Raw genomic sequence first — 26311 nt, 5'->3', positions numbered from 1 at the left:
GGGTGTCAAATAATAGCGGAGCGGACAGGGAAGCTTGTCCGCTCTTTTCTTTGCTACAATGTATGCTTTAGCCGCATGCGAAAGGGGAGATAACTATGAATAAGCTTGGCATTGAACAACAAGCCTGGAAGCTTTGGTACGAGCTTCCCGCAATGAAATGGGAAGAAGCGCTGCCGATCGGAAACGGGCGGCTTGGCGGAATGGTATTCGGAGGCATGGGCTGCGAACGGATACAATTAAACGAGGATACGCTGTGGGCGGGTTTCCCGCGTGATACGAACAATTATGAAGCATTAAGGTATTTGAAAAGGACGCGGTCCAGTGTAGACAGCGGTGAGTATGCCGAAGCGGAGCGGTTAATCAATGAGAAGATGCTCGGGGTAAATACGGAGCCGTATCAGCCGCTTGGAAACCTGTGGGTCGAGCATGCAGGTCTTCCGGCGAATGATAATGGCAGCTACAGGCGTGAACTGGATTTGGCAACGGGCATTGCATCTTCAGAATACGGATTGGGCAACGGGAAAGTGCTAAGAGAAGCTTACGTTAGCGCTGTGGATGACGTCATGGTCGTTACCTATGAAGCAAGCGCAGGGGAGCTGGAGCTGCTCGTATCGGTTGACTCCCTGCTTCCGCATAAGGTCGGAGCAGAGCGCGATAAGCTGGTGCTCACCGGGCATTGTCCGACTCACGTCGCTGACAATTATAAGGGAGATCATCCTCATCCGGTCTTGTTCGAGGATGGGGGCGGCTTATCCTTCGAGCTTCAGCTAAAGGTGCTGCTTGAGGATGGCGCGGTAAGCGAAACATCGGATGGAAGGCTGCATATTACAGGGGCGCGGAAAGTGACGCTGTTACTTGCTGCTGCTACCGACTTTGTTCGTTATGATAAAGCGCCTGCTGGATTACAAGCGGCAAGCGCACGCTGTACGGATCGAATGGCTGTCGCGGAGACTCGCGGGAGCAGCGGGCTGCTCAGCAATCATACAAAAGATCATACCCGAATGTTTGGCAGAGTTGAGCTGAATCTCGGCATGACGGCAGCTGCGGACCAGCCAACTGATAAGCGGCTGATTGCTTATCGGAATGGAGGCGAGGATCCACAGCTTGAAGCGTTGTATTTGCAGTATGGCCGATACTTGCTGATGGCGAGTTCAAGGCCCGGAACGCAGCCGGCTAATCTGCAAGGGATATGGAACCATCAGGTGCAGCCGCCATGGAACAGCAACTACACAATCAATATCAATACGCAGATGAATTATTGGCCCGCGGAGGTATGCGCGCTTAGCGAATGCCATAGTCCGCTTTTTGAAATGCTGCGCGAGCTAGAGGAATCCGGGCAGCGAACGGCGAAAATCCATTATGCTGCAAGGGGGTGGGTGGCTCACCACAATACGGATTTGTGGCGTTCTACCGTCCCTACCGGCGGGGATGCTAGCTGGGCGTTTTGGCCGCTTGGCGGAGCTTGGCTAACCCGGCACTTATGGGAGCACTATGCGTACAGCTTGGATCTCTCGTTTCTGGAGAAGACGGCATATCCGCTTCTAAAGGGGAGCGCCATGTTTTTACTCGATTTCTTGATCGAGGGACCCGGCGGTTATTTGGTAACGAATCCATCGACCTCACCCGAGAATAAGTTTGTTACACAAAGCGGCGAATTAAGCAGCGTATCGCTTGCAAGCACAATGGATATCAGCATGGTTCGCGAGCTGTTCACGCACTGCATCAAAGCATGCCGATTATTAGAAGCCGATTCGCCATTCGTAGTGGAGCTGGAGGCAGCTTTGTTGAAGCTACCGCCGCTTCAGATCGGCCGTCATGGCCAGCTTCAGGAATGGTTTTATGATTTCGAGGAAAGCGAACCAGGCCACAGGCATATTTCCCAATTATACGACCTTCATCCGGGAGAACGGATGACGGAGGAAACGCCGGAGCTTCTTGCGGCGGCGAGAATATCGCTGGAACGCAGGCTGAGTCACGGCGGCGGGCATACGGGCTGGAGCTGCGCCTGGCTGATCAATCAATTCGCCAGGCTGCGAGATGGGGAGGAGGCGCATCGATTTGTGCGTACGCTGCTTTCCCGCTCGACGCATGCTAATCTATTCAATGATGGCCCGCCGTTCCAAATAGACGGCAACTTCGGGGGAACCGCAGGCATAGCGGAGATGCTGCTGCAAAGCCATAAAGCTGCCATTGCGCTGCTGCCTGCTCTGCCAAGCGCTTGGCCGGAGGGAAGTGTATCCGGATTAAGAGCAAGAGGGGGCTTCACGGTTGGAATTACATGGGATGGAGGCGAGTGGAGACATGCTTCAATAACCGCAGCGGCAAACGGAATTTGCATGATTGCACACAGTGGTGAATTTGAAGTGCGCGATGAAGCGGGAGCATCAATTGCTTGTGAGGGAGGCGCATTCCAGGTTATAGCCGGGGAGAGCTATCTTCTCTCGCGCTTGGAAGAATGATGAGAGAGCTTGTTGGCAAGGTATGTCATTCGCGATATGATGGTTGCAAAGGGATGGCAAACACATCCTTGCGAGACAGAGCAAAGAGGAGCCAATGTGACCATGACACTAACGATTCAAGAAAGAATACAGCAGATGGAGCAGGAGGAGCAGGAGCTGCAGTTCTCCATGTTCACGAATGATACCGCGCTGGAGCTTGGGCTTGCCGTCGTAGAGGAAGCAAGGAAAAGGAACAAGCGGATAACGGTAGACATAACCCGCGGCGGCCATCGACTATTTCTCCATGCGATGGAAGGCATGTCACCGGAGAACGAGGATTGGATTCGGCGTAAAAATAATGTCGCGAACCATTTTGGGACCAGCTCATGGAGAATGGCTTGCCAGCTCCAAAGTGAAGGCACGACGATGGAAGCGAAGCATGGGCTTCCGTTTGTCGATTACGTAGGCGCAGGCGGCGCATTTCCGCTGCATGTGCGCGGAGAAGGGCAGATCGGAACAATCACCGTGTCCGGCTTGCCGGATCAAGAGGATCATGATTTGCTTATCGCTGCTCTTCGCCGCTTTTTAACTTAATAAACGAATGTAAGTAGAGAAGAAGATCGAGAATGCTCCATATGGAGTCTCGTTCTTCTTTTTTTTGTCGGAATGATACTCATCGTCCGTCGACTCCGATTCTAGGGATGAATTACATTAGTTTTAATGGAAATGGAGGGCTACTCCTCAATTAACGCGATGAAAAACATGATTGTAATCCAAGATCGAGTCACTACAGCAATGTTATAAACGCCAAAGAATGGAGAAAAAAATGGACAAACGCAGAATCTACAGATCGATGATTATGTTGGTGGCAGCCTTAGGGGTATTAACCGGCTGCGGTATTGGAAACAGGGAAGAGAATCGAATAACGGAACCCGCAACGATACGTGTCATGTACGACACCGAAGAAAGCTTCTATCAGCAGTATGGCATGCTGTTCTCTGCTCTGCATCCTGAAATCGAGATCGAGGTCGTGCCGACCCGAGCTGCAAATGTCGAGCAAGGAAATCAATACAGGGCAATGATTGAAACGATTATAGATAAGGAAAAGCCAGATGTCATCTTGCTCGACTCCGCTCAATATAAAGAGATGTCGGCTGAAGGAAGGCTCAGGGAGCTTGATGCGTTTGTTCGACGAGATCCATTGGTCGAGGAAGGAATGGTGCCGGGTGTGATGGATTATTTGCGGGAGATGGGCGGCGGTAAATTAAATGGTATGACTCCCGTTTTTTATAGCAAGGCTATCTATTATAACAAAGATTTATTCGATCACTATGATATTCCGTATCCGAGTGACAGGATGAGCTGGGATGAGCTACTTCAGTTGGCTGCCCGTTTTCCTGCGGTCAAAGAACAGGATAGTCGGGTTTACGGATTGAAGATAGGCAGCGGGCAAGAGAGCCTCTACAAGCTTGGGGACATGATTGGCCACACATTGGGTCTCAGTTTTGTCAAACCAGCACAGCAACAGGTCACGGTGAACACAGAATCTTGGAAAATGGTTTATGAGATGGCCCATAAGGCTCTTGCCTCCGGTGCTTTGTATCGAGAGACTGCTGCCAGCGCAGCAGGAGGTACAACGTTAGAGATATTTCTTCTTAGGGACCCCTTTGTTGCGGGGAAGGCTGCGATGGCAATAGACGGGTCGCCTCTCGCAGATCAGATTAAACAGGCTCAGGCCATGCTTCCGGATAAGGCTGTAAGCAATTGGGATGTAGTGACGGTGCCGATCAATCCGAGTGATCCCGAATACGGAGCATACGGTTTTCATCAAATATTCGCCATTAACAGCGAATCGACCAAAGCCGAGGATGCATGGGCCTTTATTGAATATGTAAACAGTGAGGAATACGCTAGGGTTAGGGCGAAGGGCAATATAAGGGACGGGCTTTCAGTCCGTAAAGCTTATATAAAAGATGATCAAGGGCATAACCTGGAAGCATTCTATGGACTGAAGCCTTCTAAGTCAGAGAACGACACATATGAGGACGCGGATTTGCTCTCGGACTTGTTCATCAGCAGATTCGACGAGCTGGCGGAGAGCGAATTGCAAGCTTATGCAGACGGGGAGACCCCGCTAGATAAAGCGCTTGAAAGCTTGCAGACCAAAGCGCAATCGATGCTGGAGGAATGATTGTTCAGGACAAATACACAGTATGGGGAGCTGCTTAGATGGAGAATAACATAATGAATCACCCTGTGCCCGTTCAATTCTTTCAGATGCTGAAGGAGAGATATGATTTGACAAAGCGCGAGCTGGAAGTGCTCCAGCTTCTTTCGGTAACAGGCTTCAGCAATCGTGAATTGGCGGAGCAGCTTCATATCTCAGAGAAAACGACCAAAAATCATGTCAGCAATCTCATAGAAAAGCTAAAAGCCAGCTCGAGCCGGGAGGTGCAAGCAATCGTATTCCGCAGCATGCTGTTGCCCCAGTTGTATCATAAACAGAGAAAGACGGTTTACTTGCACAAGCCGCTTTTCTACAGAAGCTCAGAGGACTATACAGCAAACTTTATAAGCTCATTTCCATTAACTCCTAGTAAACGGTAAGCATGCTCTGCCATATCTTGATCGGTTCCGAAGAGATGTGACGACCTGTTGGGTACGCTGCTTAATGAAGCAATATAATTCATTTGGTGAACCATATATTCTGAGTTGCACAGCACGACGATTTGACTGAAATTTTGATTCAGCTGTTCTTGGAATTCGACGGCTTTTTCTAGAACCTCAGGGGAGAAAACAGCAGGCTCGTTGTCAGAGGCTCTCATGTTCCGATAATCGAAAAAAACCTTAGCTTCCTTCCCGCCCATAAGGCTGCTTAGATTGAACCAAGTTTTAGTCATTTGGTCAGTATGCGTTTTATTGAGCAAGCCGTTAATTTGGAAGGATAGAATTCGGTTATCATAGTCTATGATGTACTTGAATTTTTCGGAGAGAGGCTCGTTGAAGTCATGAGGCTGGTAAGCCTGATTATCCGAGAAACGTTCTATCGAGAATATATAAGACAATGATACATGAAATGCGGCAGCGATTTTGACCATGCTCAACAAGCTGACGTTGCGTTCGCCTCGTTCAATGCTGCTTACGTAGGTTCGGTCCAGTCCTGACTTAAAGGCTAATGTCTCCTGTGACATGCCGGATCGAGCTCTTAATTGCTTGCAGCGGAATCCGAATTCGGATTGAATATTCATATAACCTGTTCTCCTATCTGTCATCCATATTAGATCAAGTGCGATGTTTATTTATTGTAGTGTACCAGCAACGCTCATAACGCGGGAGGGTGAAAATTTCTCACCCTTCTCGAAATTGCTCACGCAGCTTATGCTGGAATAAATACTCATAGTCCGTCGACTCTGCATCATCCGGTATTTATGATGGAGGTATAACTATAGAGATGAAGGGGGCAACCCATGACCATATTAAAAGATTTCGGATTGCGCTTGAGAGAATTGCGCACGCAGACAGGGATGTCTCAGGATACGCTTGCCTGTCGCTCCGGGCTGGATCGATCCTATATCGGATCCGTAGAACGGGGAGAGCGGAATGTTTCATTGAGGAACATTGAAATTTTATGCGATACCTTGGACGTGGATATCAGTTATTTTTTTGATTCCGAACGCTTTTCCTTGCAAAGATCGTTTTTGAAAAGAGAGCTGGACAGACCGCTTGCCGAACGCTTCAGCTATATCATGGATAAAGAGAACAACCTGATTGCCTGGCGGGTTACAGGCGCTTTGCACCCGGACGAAGTAAAGAGGTTCAGCTTGGATTTAAAGGCTGCTTGCAGGCAGCTCGAATCCAAGAAAGTAAAGCTGCTGATCGATAACAGCAAGATGATGACCAAGGGTCAGCCGATTGCTTTCCAGTATGAGGTGACAGAGAAATGGGAAGAGCTTCAACGCTGGTTTCTACCGCATTGTGAGCAGGTTACCGTGCTTTGCAATTCGAAATTCATGCAGAACCAAATGAATCGATTGGCAAAGCGGAGCGGCATTATCAAGGTTCAGAGGAGTATTTATTCAGAGGATAAGGAATGGCATGCGGATGGGGAGTCTGATCTGATTGATTTACTCCTGTGGTATTACAAAGTATAGAAATATAAGAATAATAGAATTGCAATCAAACCAGTATGGTCATTATTTTCTCTCTTCGTTGGAAGCAGCGCTAACGCGAAGGTGATGGTCTTTTTCGATGATGGGGAAATTATGATAACGGATGCGAAGCAGCAATAGGTTTCAGATACAGCTTCATAAAAAGACTCAAAGAGCTGCTCACTTGAGCAGCTTTTTGAGTCTTTCCAATTTCCCGTCATACGGCGGGAACACAAGCCCGAGCTCGAATTTTCCGCTCTTTTTCAGAATGCTCTTCCGATGCGAGAACACGTCGAAGCTATGTTTCCCATGGTATGCGCCCACACCTGACGTGCCGACACCGCCGAACGGAAGATGAGGGTTAGAAGCATGAAGAATCGTATCGTTGATGCATCCGCCGCCGAAGGATATGCGGTTCATGACCTCATGCTCAAGCGGTTTGCTTTCCGTGAACAGGTACAAGGAGAGCGGCTTGGGTCTGGCGTTGATCGCGCGGACAGCCTCGTCAATATGACGATACGTCATAATAGGAAGTATAGGACCGAATATTTCGTCAGACATCGCTTCGCTTTCCCATGTGATGCCGTCGAGTAAGGTAGGCTCGATAAACAGGTCAGCAGCGTCAGTACGCCCTCCAAAAGCAATGCTGGCTTGATCCTTCTCTAGAATGGCTGCAAGCCGGTCGAACTGCCTTCGATTAACGATTCGGCCGTAATCCTTGTTACGCTGGATGTCAGAGCCATAGAAGGAGGTGATAACCTTCTTCATCTTGGAAAGCAAAGGCGCCTTGACGGATTCATGGACGAGCAAATAGTCGGGCGATATACAGGTTTGTCCGGTATTTAGGCATTTCCCCCAGATTATTCGTTTGGCGGCAAGCTCTAGATTCGCTGAGGAATCGACGATGACAGGACTTTTACCGCCTAGTTCGAGCGTAACGGGAACAAGCCGTTTGGCTGCAGCCTCCATAACAATCTTGCCGACACCGATGCTTCCCGTGAAAAATATGTAATCAACGGGCGCGTGAATAAGCAATGAAGTGGTTTCTCGCTCTCCCTCAATCACTTTGATATAAGCAGGCTCAAACGTCTCGTTGAGTAGGTGTTGAATCAATGCGGATATACGCGGCGTATTCTCAGAAGGCTTCACAATTGCGCAATTGCCTGCGGCAATCGCACCGATAAGCGGCTCAATCACGAGCTGGAACGGATAATTGAAGGGCCCGATAATCAATATGGTGCCATAGGGCTCCTTCACGATCCGACTGCTTGACGGGAACAAATAAAGCGGCGTTTTTACCTTCTGCGGCTTTATCCATTTCTTCAGCTGCTTCATGGTGTGGGTGATGCTGTTCGTTGCGATTATGATTTCGGTCATGTACGTTTCCAATTCGCTTTTGCGCAAATCTTGATATAAAGCGTCCACAATCTCTTTCTCATAGCGCTTAATCGCTTGCTTAAGCAAGCCGAGCTGCTGGAGACGGAATTGCAGATCCTTGGTCGTTCCCTTTTCGAAAAAAGCTTTTTGTGCCTGTATGATAGATTCAATATCTTCTGAGCCAGCAGCATGCATAAACGTATCCTCCTTGCTATAACCCTATAGTAGCAGGTCGGGCCATGAACAGCTACAATAGGCTGGTATTTATTCGGCAATTAAGGCTTCTGTCCTCAAAGCGCTGTAAGGCTGGCTTCTGCATACAGGACCTTTTTCAGTGGCCAGGCAGAGGTAGCGCGCGTCAGGACATTCCTGCAGCAAAATGGGCTATAATGGTAGCAAAGAACCTATGAGGAGGAAAGCCGCATGGAATGGAATTATTACAATACGTTTATTACGGTTTCACCGGATTGCCCAGCTGAGTTCGGATTGATTCCGCCTGACAAGAAGGGTGGTCGAACGAAGCCGAGCTTGGAATATGAGCTTGCAGCTGAGCAGCCATACCAGTACACGCAGGAGGAGCTGCTTTACGAGGTGCATGTACGCCATAAGGGAATTGCGCCTGAGGAGCTTGCAGAGAGGGGAGCTGAAATAAGGGAGACGTTCTTCTCCAAGCCAACTGCTTGCATGCGTGCTTCGATGCTGCCTAAGAAGTATGGCTGGGGGCTTCACTTTAATCAAGAGGGTAAGCTTGCGCTTATTCCGAGAGAGTCGGAGCAGTACCATCAGTTTGCAGAGGGCAAGCAGGAGGGCGTAAAGGTACTGGCAGGCATGCGGAGCAGCAGAAAATCGACCAGCTAGGAGGGGATGAATGCAATGAAACAAAATAAGTACGACGAGCCTGGTTTTTTTGCCAATTACAGCACGATGTCCCGTTCGATCGGCGGGCTGGATGCGGCTGGGGAGTGGCATGTCCTGCGGGAAATGCTGCCTGAGCTAAGCGGCAAAAGAGTGCTAGACCTTGGCTGCGGCTTCGGCTGGCATTGCAGATATGTGCGCGAGCAGCAGGCAAGTTCGGTCGTTGGTATCGATCTCTCTGATAATATGCTTGACCGGGCAAGAGCGCTGACGAATGACGCAGGGATTGAATATCGCAACTGTGCGATTGAAGACTTAGCTTTTCAGCCGGGCGAATTCGATGTGGTGCTGAGCTCTCTTGCCCTGCATTACGTAGAGGACTTCTCAAGTGTGTGCCGAACCGTCTATGAAGCTCTCGCGGCAGGCGGCTCGTTTGTACTATCAGCGGAGCATCCTGTATTCACTGCGTTTGCGGCGCAGGATTGGCATTACGGCCCGAATGGCGAGAAGCTGCATTGGCCGGTTGACGGCTATTATTCGGAAGGCGCGAGGGAAACGAATTTCTTGGGACATGACGTGGTGAAATACCATCGAACGGTTGCCTCATATCTCAATTCGCTGATTGAAGCGGGTTTTCGTATCAAGGAGCTCTCTGAGCCTCAGCCATCGCAAGAGATGCTGGCCGAGTACCCTGATATGAAGGACGAGCTTCGCCGCCCCATGTTTTTAATGATCGCGGCTGTTAAAAGCGGGGATTAGCTGGCAGTAGGGAGTAACGCAAGTATCGCCAGCAATTGGTTTAGGAGGCTTTTTATATTCATTTTGGCTTTCAAGAAACGGTTGCTCTAATTTACCTAGGGAACCGTTCAAGCGAAGCATCATTTTGCATATTTGAGCCTCCGTACGGGGATATGTTGTACATATTCAGGTTAAACGGCCAGATTACTGGTTTAACGCCTATTTTTGAACATAGGAATGAAAATGTGCAGGATAGCTCATATTCGCCTTCTGATTTCGGCTTTATTGATTTTGCCGACGGCTGTTCGAGGAAGAACGTCTTCAATTACCAAGCGCGTTGGGATTTTGAACCCCGCTAATTGAGACAAGCAGAACAGTTTGATTTGATCGATTGTCAGCGATGCGTCCTTCTTCAGTACAACAACGGCTGTAACTTGTTCCCCCTCATGGGGCAAAGGCGTTCCGAGAACTGCAACCTCCAGCACGGAGGGATGCTGGCTGATGATTTGCTCTACTTCCCCGCAATAAACATTGGAGGCATCGACAATAACGATCTCTTTCTTCCGGTCAACGAGATACAAATAACCATCCTCGTCGAATCTGCCCATGTCTCCAGTGTGAAGCCAGCCGTTTCGCAAGGCTTGTTCGGTATCAACGGGATTGTTCCAATAGCCGAGCATGATCTGCTCACCTTGGCAAATCACCTCGCCGATGTCTCCTAATGCGACATCTGTTCCATAATCATCGATGAGGCGCAATTTAAACGGTTTCTGCCCCCAACGAGCCAGATGGGACGGATTGCCAACCGAGGCAAGCCGATGCAGTTTTCCTTCAAGAAAGCACTCGTTTATAGACAGGTAGCTAATAAATTGCCCGCTCTCAGTTTGCGCGTATACCTGGTTTAGTTGGGCATGTGGGAAAAGTTCGGCTGCACGATGAAAAGTATTTGCGCTGATGGGAGCACCCCCGCATGAAACGCCTTTAATGGATGAGAAGTTGCGGGTCTTCACTTCTTCTAAAGTAGCCATATCGCGGAAAAGAAGCCCGACCGTCCCGAGATATTGAATTTGTTCCCGTTCGATAATATCAACCAGTTCAGTTGCTTGCAATGGGTAGGCATTCGGGTAAATCAGACAACCGCCTTCGAATAATGTCGTCCACAAAATAAACTGGCCAGTCAAATGCGCTTGGTTCGGCACAATGGATTTTTTGGTAGAGTGATGCCCGCCGCCTCGCTCGGGATTTAAAAAAGACCAGCTGCGAATGCTGCGATGGGAGTGAATAACGCCCTTTGAGCGTCCGGTCGTACCTCCTGTATAAATGATAAGCGAAACATCGTCAGCTTTTGCTTCATACACAGGGGTGTAGGAAGATTCATTTTCCATGAAATCCGATATAGTCGTGGTCCTAAAAGGCGAGTGCAAAGGGATGGGAGCTTGTTTGCTGGATAAAGATTGCAGGAATGTATCAATAAAGGGAAGATCGGGATCATAAACGATTAACTTGGGATTCGCATTTTGAATAATCGCTTCGATCTCTGGGGATGTAAGCTCCGGGGCGATGGCAAAAGGAATGGCTTCTATCGCTACCGCTGCCAATTCGGAAATAGCAAGGGATTTGGAAGGGTATCCGAGCAAAGCAATTCGTTCGCCAGGTTGAATTCCGAGCCGAATATAGCCTTGTGCGACACGGTTTACGAACGTCAGCAGTTGCTGATAAGACAAGGTGCTTTTCGAGTCTTTCATGGCTGGGCTGTTAGGATGCACCCTTGCCGTTTGAGGCAGTATTTTAGAGAGAAGCATGTTAAACCTCCTTAATAAATAAGTAAACCCATGATTTTAGTTTGTTATAAATTTATCATGGATTCACTCTAATATTCCAATTGGTATTGCTTATGCGTTTGCAATGATTTTTTTATAAAAGGTGAATCGACCATGTATAATGATGAGGATGGGAGGAGGGTGACAGATGGGCAGACAGATAACAAACAAGCTTCCATTCCGTGATCTTTTTTTTGTGATGCAGGATATACAGTATTTGACCGCTGCGGCAGGCGAGCAGTTGAAGGTTGCGGCAGGTGCCGAGCCGCTTCTGCTTATTGTAGAAGCAGGGAATGGTTTGCTTCAGTCAGAGCAGGGGGAGAAGCTTTTGGCTCAGCATATGATCCAGATGATTCGTCCGAGGGAACAAGCTCGGATTATTAATGACGGGCAGCCTACACTAGGCTGCTTTATGATCACATATAAAGTTTATCAGGCGGAGAAGCAGAGTCATCTTAATAGCCAGCTAGATAATGAGCCATCGGATTTGGTCGAGAGAAACTCGGTGCTCGAGGCTACGGATTCGATTCAAGACATGGTTAGATCGCTTTTTCGCGCTGCTAATACAGTGGACGAGCAGGAAGCTATTGCGAATCGTTTTATTTTCCAGAAGCTGGTTTTTGCATTGACTGAACAGCAACGTTTCCAAAAAGAAAGCAAAAACCCGCGGCTTGCTGTCAAACGCACGCTGCAATATATGGAGCGCCATCTCGATGAAGCGATATCGGTCGAACAGTTGGCGAGGCTAGCTAATATTAGCAGGCGCTGGTACACGGTTCTTTTTAAGGAAATGACGGGCGAGAACCCGCTTGATTACTTAATTGGCCTGCGAATAAGGAAAGCCAAGGACTTGCTCAACCTATCTGGAGACAGCTTCCATATAATCGCACGCCGAGTCGGTTTTGAGGACGAGCATTATTTCAGCAGGCGATTTAAGCAAAAGGTAGGTTTATCCCCGCGTTATTATTTGCAGCAGAGGAGACATTTCGGAACAAGGGTCACATATCCGGAATTGATGCATGTGCTAGGCGTTACACCGATCGCAGCGCCAACTCCCCATCAGGAGTTTCCTTACTATTTGCAAGCTTCCTTCGGTGGAGTGGAGAAGCTTCACTATAATAAAATATTAAGCCTGGACAAGATTAGATCATCGAAGCCTGATTTGATCGTCGCTTCTGAGTGGCAGGATCAAGCAATCTACGAGGAGCTTAGCCGTATCGCAACAACGGTGCTGCTGCCAAGCCGTGAGGATTGGCGCGATGAGCTGCGGGATATGGCAGAAATATTAGGCAAGCGGTCTGAGGCGAATGCCGTGATTGAACGCTTTTCGGTTAAGCTGGATCAGGCTAGGGAAACGCTATATTTCGCTGTTAAAGGCGAAACGGTTGTCTACGTGCGGCTGACCTTTGAGGGAGCAGTCGTATTTGGCGAGAAATCATCAAGAGGGCGCATCCTGTATTCGGAGCTAGGCTTAAAGCCGCCAGATATATCCGCTTTGAGTCAAGCTGGCATCATATTGCCCCTCGATAGGCTGTCCGAGCTGAAGGCGGACCATATTATTTTACAAACAGATAATAAGAAGCTATGGGGACGGACGAATGGGGAACGGTTGACCATAGGCAGGGAAAGCCGGATACATCAGGTCGGGCATGCGGAATGGTATAACTTTTCATTCTCCCCGCTTGCAACGCATTTCGCGGTTGACGAAATGATTCAAATATTTGCTGCCAGAAAATAGCCATGGGACCGTGTTTATTCGCATTCCTCCATGTTTTGTTTCCAATGCTCCATGTACAATATAAGGCTACCCTCTATAATGAGAATGAGAATTATTATTAATATATGACGGCGAGAGGGATGGAATTATGAGTAAGCGGAGAATAGGAAGCGTATGGATGATAGCGCTTGTCCTGATAGTAATGACGGCTTGTGGAGCGAATGAAACAAATGAGGGGAAGAACACAGCTGCTCCAGCTGCCGAACCGGAAACAGAAAAACAAAGAGTGGTGGCCACTTCGATTACCTATCCGGATTTCTTATATGTGCTTGGCGTAACGCCGGTTGCGGCTGAAAATTATCATTCAGAGTTCCCAAGCTACTTCAATGATGCTTTCAAAGATGTAGTTAAACTAGGCGACGGCGAGAATTTGGAAGGTTTGCTTGCGGCGGAGCCGGATCTAATTATTGCGCCCAAATGGCGGGATGAAAAGGTGTACGATCAATATTCAAAAATTGCCAAAACCGTGCTGATGCCGGATCGTGACAACTGGCGGGATGAACTGCGGGATGTTGCAGCGGCGCTTGATAAAACGGAGATAGCAGAGAAAGTCATTAAGGATTACGAAGCACATATCCAGGAAGCCAAAGCCGCCTTACAACCGACCGTCGGAAGTGAAACGTTCGTATACATGCGAATTATGCAGACGGAAAGCTATATTATGGGCGAAATCTCCGATAGAGGGAAGGTCATTCACGGCGAGCTCGGCCTGCAGACCGTTGCTGCATACCCGAAAGAGGAGGGCAGCCTAGCGATCTCATTGGAAACGCTGACCGAATACGATCCGGACCATATTATTCTTCAAGTGGACGGCGGGGAGGATAAGGCAAGCGCACAAAAAATATATGACGATATGAAAATTAATCCTGTTTGGCAGAGTTTAAAAGCGGTTAAAGCGAATCAAGTCTATTTGGTTGGCGATAAAGAGTGGATGAATTTCGGCTTCTCGCCGGTAGCAACGATCAGGGCGGTTGATGAAATTGTTGCTGCTATTAAGCAGAATAAACAGTAAACCGCAGGAGGTTAATCAACTTGCATAATGGGATCGAACGGACGATACGGGACCGCAGAACGATCAGGTCCTTTTCGGATAAGGAAGTTACGGAGGAAAGGCTGCTTCGGCTGCTGAATGCGGCTGTCTGGGCACCCTTCCATTCTCGTGTCGAGCCTTGGCGTTTTATCGTGTTTATGAAGGATGGACGCAAGGCGTTCGCTGATGCCGTGTTGTCTACATACACGCAGGAGGAGCTGGAGCGATATGGAGCAGGCGCCCGCTATGAATATGAACAAGAAACGCCTGCCCATATCGTTGTTGTTATTACAGAAGATAAGCATCCAGGCAAGACGGAGGATGCATTGCTGGCAGCAGCCTCGTTGATCCAGAACATGCAGCTGCTAGCTTGGGAATGGGAAATGGGCTTTGTGTGGAAGACGCATGAGTACAACCGCGAGGAAACATTCAAAGAGAAAGCCGGCATTATGCCGAATGAGAAAATAGTAGGTACGCTCCATTTGGGATATTTCGAAGCGGATAAGATTCCTAAGGCGAAGCCTAGAAAGCCGGCGGAGCAGTTAGTGACGTGGCATAGGGGATAGAAGAAAAGGGAGGAAGGAGCGGCATGCGGCTCCTTCCTCCCTTTTGTATTATTCCTTCCCATGCCGAATGAACAGCCAAACCCCAAAAAGGATCAATGCTCCGGCTGCCAGCTGATACCCTGTCAATGCTTCCTTGAGGAGCACCCATGCGAGCAAGGAGGAAATGACAGGCTCGCCGAGTACGGACATGGACACCGCGGCTGCGCTCATATGCTTCAGCAGCCAGTTGAACAGGTAATGGCCGAACAAAGTCGGCACGATCGCCAGCAGCAGGAATAAGCCCCATTCCTTCGAGCTGTAGCCCGTGAAAGAGTTGCCGCGCACGATATTGTAGAAGGCAAGCGCCGTAGCGGCAAGCGCAAAAACCCAGAAGTTGTAGGCGAAGGCGCTCATGTCTTTGCGGAGCTGCTTGCCGATCAGCATATGGACGGCTACGGCTGCCGCTCCGAGCAAGGAGAGAATATCTCCGAGCAAAGCATCGCCAGAGAGGGCAAAGTCGCCTGATCCGATTATGACGGAGCCGACGAGCGCCAGCCCCATGCCCCATAGCATCATCCGATTTGCCTTGATGCGGAAGATGAAGTAAGAGCCGAGCATGACCATAACTGGCTCTAACGTCAGAATGACGGTGGAGCTCGCGACGGTTGTCAGCCGCAAGGAGGCCATCCATAGAAGGAAATGCAGGGCGAGCATGACGCCTGAGAAGGCAAGCAGCCGCCATTGCTTTGCGCTGAGATGGAACATTTCTGCGCGGTACTTCCAAACGAGCGGCAGCATGATGAGGTTGGTCAAATAGAGCCTGTACATCGCGATGACGGCGACATCGGCTTCTGACCAGCGTACGAAAATGGATGAAAAGGAAATGGCAATAATGCCAATGATATAAAGCAATTCATAGGTTGCGACTGACTTGGTGCTGCGTTCCATTGCTGTCTATTCTCCCATACTTGTAAAACCCCCGATTCTATTCCATGCGGTCTTCGCATGAAGAATCGGGGGTTTCTGTTATATTGTTGGTTATTCGAATTATACGACTTGTCCGGCGGTCGGCTTAGCGGCTTTCTCCAGCTCCGCATCAAAATACTGCTGAAGCTCAGCGACTTTCCGCACATCCTCGAAGCTGGCTTTCCCCGCAAGGTACTTTTCTGCGAATATCTCCCATTGCGGCACTACCTTCTGCGAGGTCATGGTCCGTATCGCATTCTTGACCATGCGCCTTTCCTTGGCATTCGTATACATATCCTTGAATTGCTGCTTGAGGCTGAAATCAAGCTCGCCATAGATTTTGCGGAATACTTCGGCCGTCATTCGGGCATCGTCAAGCGCGCGGTGGGCAGAGCCCTGAGCTTCAATCTCCAGATCAAGCAGGGCAGCCTCGACGCTGACGTCGTTCGTGACATTTTTATAACGAATATAGCCTTTCAGCAGGTCGAAATAATCGGCTGCCATCCAGAAGCTGTCATCGAGCTTATGCATCCGCGTATCATAGACGATTCGCTTCAAATCCTCGCCGCCCCATGTAAACAGTAGGAAAGACTCGCTTTTGTTCAGCCATGCGGTGAAATCGCGGATGACCTTGGGAAACCGGCTCGCGGTATCGATGTCTTCTTGAGGTATGCCGGTTTTTTTCTTGATAAAGTTGTTCAGCTTGGCGAAATAGATGGGCTTGATTAACGCGGAAAACTCATCGGTCTGCTGCAGCTCGCTATTCAAACGAACGGCTCCGATCTCGATAACCTCCATCGGCAGCTCACTTGCAAATTTGCGTCCATTAAATTCGATATCCAGAATAATATAGTCCAAAATCTTAACCTCCGATAGATAGCCTGTGTTATCCATTCTATCAGAAAATGATATCCAGATGGAAACTACAATATGGCAGAGCGCGGTTATCGCGCTATTTCCTTAATTTCATCACATAATAAAGAATCGTGCCAAGCAGAATGAGGAAAGCGGCTGGAAGCTGCCACAAGCCAATGCCGCTTGATTCTCCCAGAGCGTTTTGAATGACGGCCCACTGCAAATAGCTGAAGATGAGAACAATCTCAAGCTTAACCCAGCTAAGCAGAATAATGGCGTTGCTGTAGTGATGTAGAGCGTTTTGATCCGTAATAACGGCTGTATAGTTGAATTGATGGGGGATTTTTCGCAATAGCGAAAGCCCGATGAAAATGACAAGCAATAGAATGGGCAGCAGCAGCAGCACGGTTTTGCTTCCCCAGCCGTCCGCCTCGCCGCTTCCGTTGAAATGGATGGCAACCGTCTGCGGAAGATCAGCCCAATTTATGATGAAATATGAAAAGGAGAGCACGAGCAACAGGATGGCGATCGCGTCATGCGATCGTTCCAGAATGGTTTTGGGAACTGTCAGCTTAGGTGATCTAACCATGGAGCAGCACCGCCGTTCTTTAATCTTATGCGTACTCCTTTATTATATCGCGGCAGTTATGCGGAGGATATTCTTTTTTTACAATAAATCCCTATACGGGAATCAGCCGCACCCACGACGGATGCGGCTGATGGAAGTTCGGCATATTGTAGGAGCCGTTCGTTACGAACGTTTCGTGCGGCGCGCATTGAGCCACAGCGGTATGCGGAAGACCAAGTTGATAAGCAGCACAACGAATACGAGCACGGCCGCCGCTTTTTGCGCAATTTCCTGCGCATCGCCGACAATTGCCTCCGACTGCACGTACCATAGATGAACAGCGAGCGTGGCACCCGGTGAGAACAGGCTGAAATCCCACATTTCGCCGGAGGTGGTGACGCCAGCGGTCAAGATAATAACGGCGCTTTCTCCGAATGCGCGGCCAGCGACAAGGCAGATGCCCGTTATGATGCCGCTGAGCGCTGCCGGAATCAAGGCGCGCATAATTGTCTGCAAATGCGTGCCGCCAAGCGCGAAGGAGGCGCTTTTCAGTTCCTTGGGCACGGATCGGATCGATTCCTCGGTGACGCGCGTAAGCACGGGCAGGTTTAGGAAAGCGAGGCTGACCGCGCCGCCTAGAATGGTCAGTCCGATCTCAAAGTACTCCACGAACAAGGCGATGCCGAACAAGCCGAAAATAATGGAAGGCACGGAGGCTAGACCCTCCACGCAAATGCGGACGAAGCCGATCAGCTTGTTGTCCGGAGCGAACTCCGCCAAGTAAATGCCTGCTGCCATTCCGAGCGGAATGGAAATGAGCAGTGAAATGAACAAAATATAAAAGGAGTTGATCAGCGTCGGACCAATTCCGCCGCCTTCGTCAATTTCGCTCGGCAGGCCGAATATGAAATCCCATGTTATTTTGGGAAGGCCATCCTGCAGAATGAGATAGAGAAGCCCGAAGATAAAGGCGATAATCAAGACGCCAAGCGTCCAAACGATTCCGGTAAACATGCGGTCTTTCAGACGGTTAAGCCCTTTTTTGCCGCTGAACGGGTTGGCAGACGGATTCATTTCTAAAGTATGCTTCATGCTTGTGCCCCTTTCCGTTGAAGCCAGCGGATGGCCACGATCATCAATAGGGAGATGACGAGGAGCAGGAAGCCCATCAAATAAAGCGCGTAGTTCCATGTAGAGTCGAACGGAACGTTGGAAATTTGCATGACGATATTGCTTGTTAGGACAGACGTAGGCTTCAGCAGGCTATCTGCTAGCTGCGGCGTATTGCCAATGACCATCACGACAGCCATCGTCTCGCCGACCGCACGGGCCATGCCAAGAATGACTGCGTACATAATGCCGCTCTTGGCTGAAGGGAGGAGAACTTTCCATACTGTTTGGAAGCGGGTAGCGCCGAGGGCATAAGAAGCGTCGCTGAACTTGGCAGGCACTGCGCTGATCGCGTCGTCGCTAATTCGGCTGACGGTTGGCAGCACCATAATGGTAAGCACGAGAGCTGCTGCGAGCAGACCGTCGCCCATGCCGCTTCCCGTTACGTTGCGGATGAGTGGAATAAGGACGGTTAAGCCCAAATACCCATAAACGACGGAAGGGATGCCGACAAGCAGGTCCAGTACGGGACGAAGCATGTTTTTGAGCCAGGGCGGTACGAATACCGAAAGGAATACGGCGATAATCAAAGAGATCGGAACGCATATGAGCAGCGTTAGCGCGGTAAGCGCAAAGGTTCCGAAGATGAAGATCAGTGCTCCGTACTGCTCATTCTCCGGATTCCATTCGGTGCTGAAGAAGAAGTCGGCGAATGAAATGTGGCTGAAGGTAAGCACGCCCGTACGGAACATGAGCAGCAGGATGAGAAAAAGAATAAGACATACAAAGCTGGCTGCTGCGATGCAAAGGTAACGGAAGAGGCGGTTCGAGAAAAATAAGCGGGATCGCCGGTCAAACGGCTTGCTGCTGCCCGCCAATATCGCTTTGCCAAGCTCTGAAGAGAGACGCGGCTGCCGCCCGGCATGAGTGGATTCCAACATATACGGTAAGCTCCTCTAAGCAAACGGGGCTGAAGTCGGCGAGTAGGCCGCTTTGCTCGTTACGCTATGAAATATAAATGGGGATCATGTTTAATGCCATTGAAGGAAAGAACGGCCGGCTCAGGCGCTTATTCGCGCAAGCCGACCGCTCCTTAGACAGAAAATTATTTGATAGCCGAGATCGGAATGAACTTAAGCTTTTTCAATGAACCGTTTTGGAACTTCGTGCTTTGCACGTATTTAATGAATTCTTTGGTAGCGCCTGTAGGCTCGCCTTTGGTCATGTAATAGCCGTAGCCCCATACCTTGTATTTGCCGTTGATTACGTTCGCTTCAGTTGGAGCGATATCGTTGATTTTTACAGCTGTCATTTTGTCCGTTACATAAGCAAGATCCATATAACCGATTGCATTTGGCGTTGTTTCAATAGCGGACTTCATGTCGCCGCTCGTTTTTACTTCTTTGTAATTGTCGCCTTTGGTCATGAAATCTGTACCGTCAAGCGCTTTGTCTTGGAAGTTTACGCGCGTACCCGAACCGAAAGTACGGTTTACGACGATGATTTCAGCATCCTTGCCGCCAACCTCTTTCCAGTTTTTGATTTTGCCGGAGAAGATGCCTTGCAGCTCTTTTGTCGTTAGGTTGGTTGCCGTAACGTTTTTGTTCACGACAGCAGCGAAAGGAATGACAGCTACCTTGTGCGCGACTTGGCCGTCAAATTTCTTAAAGCCCGGTACATCCTTGGAAGCATCCCAGTCTACTGCGCCGATGTTGGCGATGCCTTTGCGAACTGCCTGAGGACCTGTGATCGAACCAGCAGCGGAAGCAGAGATTTTAACTTTCGGATTAAGCTTTTTGAATTCGTTCGCCGCTTGCAGAGTCAAAGGCAGCAGGGCAGAAGAACCGTTGATTACGATTTTGCCGCTCAGCTTGCTTGCAGCAGTTGCGGTAGGCGTAGAAGCAGGAACAGAGCTGAAGCCGATTACGGCGATAAGCGCTGCGATTGTAAGTTGTTTAAACCATTTCATTAGGAAATACCTCCATTTAATTAGTTAGTTATATTTTTCCAGTTGCCATTGGTCCAGACAGCCAGCTGTCCGTCAATAAGTGCCGCGAAGTTAGCGCTGCCTGATACAATCAGCTCCGAAGTACTGTCGGAAACCGTTTGTACGAGCTTGCTTGCGCCGGTCTCGCTGTCGATCTCATAGATTGCATTCGTGCTGCTGCCGTCTGCCGTCAGCAGGTAAAGCTTGCTTCCGCCTTGAACGAGCTGATAAACATCCTTATCGGCAAATGCAGGCGTGCTTGCTTTGCCTGTGTTATCGATTGTTACCAGTTGACCTAGGCTTGCTTCATCATTGCTTACGCTCACGTAGCTGACTTTCGAGCCGTCTGCGGAAAGCTGCAGGAACACTTTATCCGTCGTATCCTTTGTAAGCTGAGCAGGCTTGTTGTCTGCTGCCTTCGCATTGTAGAAATAAATTTGCGGCTCAGTTCCCGTTGCGTCGATTGCAACATCATCAAGCTCAACGTCCTGGTTGCTGTCGGCCGTTACTTTCGGCTGCTTGAACACGTAGAAGGCAAATTGCGTGCCGTCAGCGGATACTTCAAGGTTTGCTTTGTAATCGACTTTATCCTCAAGCACTTTGGATACTTTGCCGTCTGCCAGCGTTACTTTTGCGATGACCGAGCTTTTGTCGCCTTGCAGGAAGAACAGCGAAGCGCCGTCGTTAGACCATTGCAGCTCGTTTTTGATCGAATTATCCGTGCTAACCTGCTTCGATTGCTTAGTAGCTAGGTCAATGGTGAATACGGCACCGTTCGCATCGGAGTAAGCAACGCTTGTGCCGTCAGGAGAAAGAACAAGCTCAGAAGCGCCTTCGGATGTGAGCAGCAGCTCGTATTTGCCGGTAGCCGCGTTAACCAAGTAGTCCTCGCGTCCTTCGCCTGCCGAGTTCGAAACAATCAGCTGGGAAGCATTAACCCATACAGCATGCTCTGCTCCGTCTAGCAGTTCTACCGTGCTGATCGCGTTATTCTCGTAGCTGCCGCCAAGCGCTTCTATGAAAGCAGCGGGCTCGATGAACGTGGAGTATGCGACTTCCTTCACGGGGTGTGAGATTGGAGTAGCTGTGCCGTTAACCGTGATGGATTTGGATGCATGCTTGAATTTCAACGTATGGTCGCCGAATTTCACAACTACTGTGCGGTCGCTGTTGATATGCAGCGTAGCGCCAATTGCGTTAATCATGTCACGAACGGAAGCAAGCGTTACGCCGCCGTCTACGACTGTACGGATGGATACCGGATTTGCATTGACGAGAAAGCTGGAAGTGTTGATTTGCACCGATTGTTTGGCAGCTGCCGTTTGAGCGAACACTGGAGTAACTGCCGAGGCGCTGATTGCTGCTGCGATCATGGAAATGGCCATTGCTTTTTTCATTTGCATGGAATGAGATCACCTTTCTCTAATGGGGGTTGTAGTATGATTCAAATCTCCGACGCTGTGGCCGGTATGTAAGCAGCTTGATCCCTCCCAGACAGCGTTAATTCGGAGCGGCTTGTCGTATGTCGTTCATTTCTACTAGATCATATCAGCTATTTATTATCCCATTATTTAGAAATTGTATTGAATTTGTAAATAAGAGGGGGTATATCGAACTAGGAAATCATCCTCGGATGCGAGAGTAGAAATTTACCCCTTAATAAGAAGAAAGTGCACCGCAGCCGATCGGAGGCGAGGCTTATAATGAGGGTATGTCCGCGAATCTATTTATTAGGGGAGGAACAATGAATGAAGATATCTATCGGGGGTTATTCTTTCAATAATTTGTATTTGGAAGGCAAGATGGATGTGTTCGGGTATTTGGAAACCGTGAAATACCGTTACCGGATGGATGCGGTTGATTTGTGGAACGGTTTTTTCATAGACCGCAGCAGCAAGCCGATCATGAAGCTGGCTGATGAAAGCTATATTCGTAAAATACGCGAGGCACTGGATGAAAAAGAGCTGCGCCTCATTAACTTTGCTATTGATGGGGCACATTTATGGGACCCTGATGAGGATATGCGCAGGCTTCTGTATGACAATGCTTTGCTTCATCTTAAGGCTTCTGTCTTACTGGGCGCAGAGACTGTTCGAATCGATACCGGAGGCAGCTATAAGAACGATGAGAAAATGACCGAGGAGCAGTTTGAGTACACGGTTAAGCGCTATCAGCAATTCTCGTCCTTTGCGGCGGATCACGGCTTTCTTATCGGACCGGAGAACCATATGGGCGCTTCGCTCAATCCTAACGAAATGAAGCGTCTTGCGGAGGCAGTCGCTCACCCGTCCTTTGGTTTTCTTGTGCATCTCGGACGTTGGAAGACAGACCAAGCAGAAGGGGACAGGCTGGTTGCTCCGTGGGCTTACCATACGCACTTTGACGAGGAAACGGTCGATGGGGAAGGGGCTTTGTCGACGATTCACCTGTTGAAGGATGCTGGTTATAAGGGCTATTTCGGCGTGGAATATAATGCTCCCGGCAATCAGTATGTCGAGACAGAGCTGCTTATTGCCAAGGTGAAAAGGCTGCTTGCGGATGCTGGAACCCCATCAACCGAAGAGGAGCAATAAGATGAATCCCATACGAATAGCGATTATCGGCGTTGGCCAAATCGGCAAAATGCATATTGAAAAATATAAAGACATACCTGGAGCGGAGCTGGTGGCGGTATGCGATGTCAATGAGCCCGAAGCGAGCCGGGTAGCGGAGCAGTATGGCATTCCTCATGCTTATGCGGATTTCCGCGAACTGCTTAAACGGGATGACCTGGACGCAGTGGATGTCTGCTTGCACAACAACTTTCATGCCCCTGTGACGATCGCTGCGCTGGAAGCCGGTCTTCATGTTTACTGCGAGAAACCGATAGCGGGGACCTATTCGGACGGCAGGGCGATGGTTGAGGCTGCTCGGAAGCACGGAAAACAATTGCATATCCAGCTGTTTACGTTATATGGTAAAGATACAAAGGCAGCCAAAACGCTCATTGATGGCGGTATGCTCGGCAGGCTGTATCATGCACGCTCGACGGGCTTCCGCAGAAGAAACCGGCCTTTTGTCGATGGCTACGGCACGCCTTATTTCACGCGCAAGGACACGGCGGCAGGTGGTGCCTTGCTGGATATGGGCGTGTATCATATCGCACAGCTTCTTTATCTTCTTGGCAATCCCCAGGTGGACCGCATTTCTGGGAAGCTGTATCAGGAAACGGATATGCGCGCGGATCGCAAAGAGCAGAGCGGCTTTGACGTGGAGGAGCTGGCAACCGGATTCATTCGGTTTGCAGGCGGCATGACGCTTGATATTGTGGAGGCATGGGCTGTGCATCTGGGCGGCTTCGAGGGCAGCAGCATTGCCGGATCGAAGGGTGGCATAAGACTGCCAAATGACCAAACAGGCGCGGGAGCGCAGCCATTCAGCTATCACAGTACGGTATGCGATATGGATATGGACAGCACGCTTGACCTCGATATGATGGATTTGCGCAGGCATCGGCTGAACGATAACGAGGATGCTTACAGCACCTCCCAGCATCACTGGGTGGCGGCGCTGCAAGGCAGGGTGCCGCTGCTCCCGACAGCGGAGATTGCGCTGAATACGATGCTGATCAGCGAGGGGATTTATATGTCGGAGGAGCTGGGGCGGGAGGTAGGGGTGGACGAAGTCATCGCGCGTTCCCGCACGTCTGCCGTGAAGCTCTAAGGCAAGCCCGCGCTGACGGCTGGATGAAGGATAGGGATATGAATCGAAACGAGAATCAGTCATTACATTTGATTAAGGCGTTTAATTTTTTTGTTTATGGTGCAATTGCCGTATACAGCACTTTTTTTGCCTTGTATTTGCAGTCGGTTGGGATGTCCACCATTGAGATTGGCGCCTTGATGGCGGGTGGACCTGTCGTCTCGATTATAGCCAATCCGCTTTGGGGTTATTTGAGCGATCGGATTCGCAATATTAGGCTTATTCTGATTATCATGCTTATTGGAAGTATGATAATCATGCAGTTTGTTTTTCTATTTCAATCGTACACGCATATTTATGTGTGCATGCTGTTCTTTTTCTTTTTCCAAATGCCGCTATTCTCGCAGACCAACAGCTTGATACTCAACAGCATAGAAGGGACTGCACACAAATTTGGCGCTTTTCGATTGTTCGGCTCCTTAGGCTGGGCGCTGATGGCGGTCGCTGCAGGCCCTGTCATCGGGCAGATTGGCATTGAGCGCCTATGGGTGATCTATACGGCAATGATGCTTCTGTCGCTCGGCTTTGCTTTTACGCTCCCTAAAGGCGAAGTTAAAGGGGCGGCTCATGCGGGTAAAGTGAATTACCGTTCCATGTTCGTCAAACGATCCTTTCTGCTGTTTCTAATAATCGGATTGGTAATCTCTATTCCGAACTCTATGAATACAACCTTTATTGCGCTCTATATCAAAGAGCTTGGCGGAGAAGCATCGCTCATTGGGTGGTCAGCTTTCTGGTCATCTATCTTTGAGATACCGGTTTTTCTACTGCTGGACCGTTACTTGAAAAAGAATGCAAGGACGATGGTGCTGTGCCTGGTTGTGATCAGCCTGCTCTTCGCGCTGCGCTGGCTCCTTATGTCGGGAGCGGACACCGCGCAGCAAATTATATTCATCCAAGTGCTCCATTGCTTAACCTTTGGCGGCTATTATTATATCGGAACGCAGCTGACCGTGCTTCTTGTTCCGGCCGAATTCAGGGCATCGGGACAGGCCGTCTATGCGCTTACATGGGGCGGTTTATCGGGTATCGCAGCTGGTATAATCGGAGGCGTAATGTTCGAGGAAGCAGGTCCTCGGGCTATGTATCAATTATGCGGCATCTTGGCGGCTGTAGGCATTGCCGGCTTCGGCTTGCTTTATGCACAGCTTCGAAGAGAGGTATATGCGCATGCAGAAAAGAGCATAGATATAAGGTGACTGCAACCTTTTTGAGCCTGGGCCCGTTCAAATAGGAGAACGGACAAAACCAATCAGAAGAGGTGGACGACCATGAAGAAAAGAATGGGCACAGCTATTGCAGCGGTCGCGGTCATGCTTTCTGCATCTTTTACAACACAAGCCTTCGCCGCTACTCCATTTAACGATATTGCTAATGCAGGCAGCAAAGTGAAGATTGAAGCCTTGCAGCAGCAGGGTATTATAAAAGGGGTGAGCGATGCGGCCTTTCATCCGGAGGACAGCCTTACTGCAGCGCAGGGGATTTCATTAATCGTGAGAACGACTCAAATCAGCCTAGCTGCTATTGATTTCAATAAAGCGCCTACCGCTGACGGATATTATACGCATGTGAAAAATGACGCATGGTTTGCGGAGGATTTCGTGATTGCGCACTACAATGGTCTTGACATTCCAGCCGATATTGACCCGTCTGCACCGCTGACCAAAGAGCAGTTTACCCATTATTTGGTCCAAGCGCTTGAGCTGACAGGCCAATACCCAACGATCAAGATGTTCATTCCGATTCAAGACGAGAAGAATATTACGATTGATTATCAAGGTACGATCCAACGGGCGCTACTGTACAAAATCGCATCCTTGGACGAAGCTGGAAACTTCGATCCTGCGCATGTGTTGACCCGCGGCGAGGCAGCGGCTATGCTCTATGATACGCATGCCTTCATCGAGGCGCATAAGGATGATGTTGCGCCTGACCCGAATCCAGAGCTGCCAGCGGTTAATGAATAACCCGTTATGACGAAAAGCGAGGCCGTGCCTGCAAGGTGAAAACCTGCGGTCACGGCCTCTTCTAGTTGTTGAGCGGAATAATATCCGGATATAGCCAGCGGGCTTAGCATTCCTAGATGTCCTTTGCCCAGCGGTTAGTGCCTAATAGCCGGCTATAATACGGGAAGCTCACCGAGTAAACGTATGTCCGCATCCTGGGATTCTTGGATTGTAATAATTGTCCGAGCATCACTATAAATCCAACCGGATAAATATGAATTAAAAGGGTAATCTTTATTTGTATCATATTTATTATTGACGGATTGTAAAATGAAGTGCGACACCTAAAAAAACAAAAGGCCCATGAAGGCTTCGTGTAAAATGGAAGTTACCACACCACCATTTTGTAC

General features: G+C 49.4%; 24 protein-coding genes. 14 read left to right on the top strand and 10 right to left on the bottom strand.

The window, feature by feature from the left end; genetic code table 11:
- Window positions 1–95 precede the first annotated feature (95 nt).
- The 4 genes from FHS16_RS19635 (at window position 96) to FHS16_RS32275 (ending at window position 5045) form a co-directional block, all read left to right on the top strand.
- Window positions 96–2459, top strand: coding sequence for a glycoside hydrolase family 95 protein (locus tag FHS16_RS19635; protein ID WP_183566480.1), 2364 nt, complete (start codon window positions 96–98; stop codon window positions 2457–2459).
- 102 nt (window positions 2460–2561) lie between these two features.
- Window positions 2562–3032 carry a heme-degrading domain-containing protein gene (locus FHS16_RS19630; RefSeq protein ID WP_183566876.1) on the top strand — a complete coding sequence of 157 codons (471 nt, stop codon included), beginning with the start codon at window positions 2562–2564 and terminating at the stop codon, window positions 3030–3032.
- 232 nt (window positions 3033–3264) lie between these two features.
- On the top strand, window positions 3265–4629 hold the full coding sequence (locus tag FHS16_RS19625; RefSeq protein WP_183566477.1) for an ABC transporter substrate-binding protein: 1365 nt from the start codon (window positions 3265–3267) through the stop codon (window positions 4627–4629).
- A gap of 38 nt (window positions 4630–4667) precedes the next feature.
- The gene (locus FHS16_RS32275) at window positions 4668–5045 is read left to right on the top strand and encodes a response regulator transcription factor (protein WP_183566474.1); all 378 of its coding nucleotides are present in this window, start codon (window positions 4668–4670) and stop codon (window positions 5043–5045) included.
- On the opposite strand, the gene FHS16_RS19615 is transcribed toward FHS16_RS32275, so the two are convergent.
- Window positions 4994–5686 (bottom strand): helix-turn-helix domain-containing protein, encoded by a 693-nt coding sequence (locus tag FHS16_RS19615; protein ID WP_183566471.1) that lies wholly within the window; start codon window positions 5684–5686, stop codon window positions 4994–4996. The two genes, FHS16_RS32275 and FHS16_RS19615, sit on opposite strands and share 52 nt — an antisense overlap.
- A gap of 219 nt (window positions 5687–5905) precedes the next feature.
- Here FHS16_RS19615 and FHS16_RS19610 point away from each other — a divergent pair, with 219 nt between their 5' ends.
- Complete coding sequence (locus FHS16_RS19610) at window positions 5906–6589, top strand: helix-turn-helix domain-containing protein (protein ID WP_183566468.1); 684 nt, start codon at window positions 5906–5908, stop codon at window positions 6587–6589.
- A 177-nt stretch (window positions 6590–6766) separates the two neighbouring features.
- On the opposite strand, the gene FHS16_RS19605 is transcribed toward FHS16_RS19610, so the two are convergent.
- On the bottom strand, window positions 6767–8158 hold the full coding sequence (locus FHS16_RS19605; protein WP_183566465.1) for an aldehyde dehydrogenase: 1392 nt from the start codon (window positions 8156–8158) through the stop codon (window positions 6767–6769).
- Window positions 8159–8386: 228 nt separating this feature from the next.
- On the opposite strand from FHS16_RS19605, the gene FHS16_RS19600 reads away from it, so the two are divergent.
- Window positions 8387–8821, top strand: a complete 435-nt coding sequence (locus FHS16_RS19600) for a DUF6157 family protein (RefSeq protein WP_183566462.1) — start codon at window positions 8387–8389, stop codon at window positions 8819–8821.
- Window positions 8822–8836: 15 nt separating this feature from the next.
- Window positions 8837–9577 carry a class I SAM-dependent methyltransferase gene (locus FHS16_RS19595; protein ID WP_183566459.1) on the top strand — a complete coding sequence of 247 codons (741 nt, stop codon included), beginning with the start codon at window positions 8837–8839 and terminating at the stop codon, window positions 9575–9577.
- A 236-nt stretch (window positions 9578–9813) separates the two neighbouring features.
- Here FHS16_RS19595 and FHS16_RS19590 read toward each other — a convergent pair whose 3' ends face one another.
- Window positions 9814–11358, bottom strand: a complete 1545-nt coding sequence (locus FHS16_RS19590) for a class I adenylate-forming enzyme family protein (RefSeq protein ID WP_183566456.1) — start codon at window positions 11356–11358, stop codon at window positions 9814–9816.
- 166 nt (window positions 11359–11524) lie between these two features.
- Between FHS16_RS19590 and FHS16_RS19585 the strand changes: the two genes are divergently transcribed.
- The 3 genes from FHS16_RS19585 (at window position 11525) to FHS16_RS19575 (ending at window position 14749) form a co-directional block, all read left to right on the top strand.
- The gene (locus FHS16_RS19585) at window positions 11525–13114 is read left to right on the top strand and encodes an AraC family transcriptional regulator (RefSeq protein ID WP_183566453.1); all 1590 of its coding nucleotides are present in this window, start codon (window positions 11525–11527) and stop codon (window positions 13112–13114) included.
- A 127-nt stretch (window positions 13115–13241) separates the two neighbouring features.
- A complete protein-coding gene (locus FHS16_RS19580) occupies window positions 13242–14165 on the top strand; it encodes an ABC transporter substrate-binding protein (protein ID WP_183566449.1) in 924 nt (307 codons plus the stop codon).
- A 20-nt stretch (window positions 14166–14185) separates the two neighbouring features.
- Complete coding sequence (locus FHS16_RS19575) at window positions 14186–14749, top strand: nitroreductase family protein (protein WP_183566446.1); 564 nt, start codon at window positions 14186–14188, stop codon at window positions 14747–14749.
- Window positions 14750–14797: 48 nt separating this feature from the next.
- Here FHS16_RS19575 and FHS16_RS19570 read toward each other — a convergent pair whose 3' ends face one another.
- The 7 genes from FHS16_RS19570 to FHS16_RS19540 form a co-directional block, all read right to left on the bottom strand.
- Window positions 14798–15676, bottom strand: a complete 879-nt coding sequence (locus tag FHS16_RS19570; RefSeq protein WP_183566443.1) for a DMT family transporter — start codon at window positions 15674–15676, stop codon at window positions 14798–14800.
- Window positions 15677–15775: 99 nt separating this feature from the next.
- Window positions 15776–16552, bottom strand: a complete 777-nt coding sequence (locus FHS16_RS19565; RefSeq protein ID WP_183566442.1) for a 3'-5' exonuclease — start codon at window positions 16550–16552, stop codon at window positions 15776–15778.
- A gap of 94 nt (window positions 16553–16646) precedes the next feature.
- Window positions 16647–17138 carry a DUF1648 domain-containing protein gene (locus FHS16_RS19560; RefSeq protein ID WP_183566439.1) on the bottom strand — a complete coding sequence of 164 codons (492 nt, stop codon included), beginning with the start codon at window positions 17136–17138 and terminating at the stop codon, window positions 16647–16649.
- A gap of 162 nt (window positions 17139–17300) precedes the next feature.
- Entirely contained in the window at window positions 17301–18191 is an 891-nt protein-coding gene (pstA, locus tag FHS16_RS19555) for a phosphate ABC transporter permease PstA (RefSeq protein ID WP_183566873.1), read from the bottom strand.
- 14 nt (window positions 18192–18205) lie between these two features.
- Entirely contained in the window at window positions 18206–19168 is a 963-nt protein-coding gene (pstC, locus tag FHS16_RS19550; RefSeq protein ID WP_183566436.1) for a phosphate ABC transporter permease subunit PstC, read from the bottom strand.
- 164 nt (window positions 19169–19332) lie between these two features.
- Complete coding sequence (locus FHS16_RS19545; protein WP_183566433.1) at window positions 19333–20196, bottom strand: phosphate ABC transporter substrate-binding protein; 864 nt, start codon at window positions 20194–20196, stop codon at window positions 19333–19335.
- Window positions 20197–20216: 20 nt separating this feature from the next.
- Window positions 20217–21617, bottom strand: a complete 1401-nt coding sequence (locus FHS16_RS19540; RefSeq protein WP_183566430.1) for a stalk domain-containing protein — start codon at window positions 21615–21617, stop codon at window positions 20217–20219.
- A 345-nt stretch (window positions 21618–21962) separates the two neighbouring features.
- Here FHS16_RS19540 and FHS16_RS19535 point away from each other — a divergent pair, with 345 nt between their 5' ends.
- From FHS16_RS19535 to FHS16_RS19520, 4 genes are all read left to right on the top strand, one after another.
- Window positions 21963–22787 (top strand): sugar phosphate isomerase/epimerase family protein, encoded by an 825-nt coding sequence (locus FHS16_RS19535; RefSeq protein ID WP_183566427.1) that lies wholly within the window; start codon window positions 21963–21965, stop codon window positions 22785–22787.
- A 1-nt stretch (window position 22788) separates the two neighbouring features.
- Entirely contained in the window at window positions 22789–23916 is a 1128-nt protein-coding gene (locus tag FHS16_RS19530) for a Gfo/Idh/MocA family protein (protein WP_183566424.1), read from the top strand.
- A gap of 38 nt (window positions 23917–23954) precedes the next feature.
- A complete protein-coding gene (locus FHS16_RS19525; RefSeq protein ID WP_183566421.1) occupies window positions 23955–25154 on the top strand; it encodes an MFS transporter in 1200 nt (399 codons plus the stop codon).
- Between the two features lie 72 nt (window positions 25155–25226).
- On the top strand, window positions 25227–25922 hold the full coding sequence (locus FHS16_RS19520; protein ID WP_183566418.1) for an S-layer homology domain-containing protein: 696 nt from the start codon (window positions 25227–25229) through the stop codon (window positions 25920–25922).
- The last annotated feature ends 389 nt before the right edge of the window (window positions 25923–26311 follow it).

This window comes from Paenibacillus endophyticus (assembly GCF_014192395.1).
GTDB lineage: Bacteria > Bacillota > Bacilli > Paenibacillales > Paenibacillaceae > Pristimantibacillus > Pristimantibacillus endophyticus.
Note: the sequence above shows the minus strand (reverse complement) of the source record. Positions and strands in the feature narration are given on the sequence as shown.